The sequence below is a fragment of the Streptomyces sp. DH12 genome, assembly GCF_020873895.1.
Taxonomy (GTDB): domain Bacteria; phylum Actinomycetota; class Actinomycetes; order Streptomycetales; family Streptomycetaceae; genus Streptomyces.
Genome location: NZ_JAHWGT010001739.1, coordinates 1 through 381 on the forward strand (window position 1 = coordinate 1; position 381 = coordinate 381).

Annotated in this window: 1 pseudogene; it reads right to left on the reverse strand. The window is 75.3% G+C overall.

Annotated features, from left to right (window positions below):
• A pseudogene (locus tag LPA54_RS41995) lies at positions 1 to 381 on the reverse strand (alpha/beta hydrolase); the annotation flags it as partial.

Consider the following 381-nt stretch of genomic DNA (forward strand, 5'->3'; position numbering starts at 1 on the left):
GGGCAGATCAGCAGCTGCGCCGCGATCGCGGGCGTGCCGAGGTCGCGGGCCAGCAGGCACAGCCCGGCGGCGAGACCCCCGCCCGCGCTGATGCCGGCGACCACGACACGGCCGGGGTCCACGCCCAGCTCCTCGCCGTGCGCGGCCACCAGGCCAGCCCCCGGTGGCAGTCCTCCACGGCGCTGGTGCCGGTGGCCTCCGGGGCGAGCCGGTACTCCACGGTGACGACGACCGCGCCGAACCGCTCCAGCCACTCCAGCGGAATGTCGATCTGCCCGAAGCGGTCACCCAGGACCATCCCGCCGCCGTGCATCCAGTAGACGCACGGTGCGGGGACAGCCGGGTCGCGGTCCGCAGGGCTCAGCACCGACAGCCGGACGA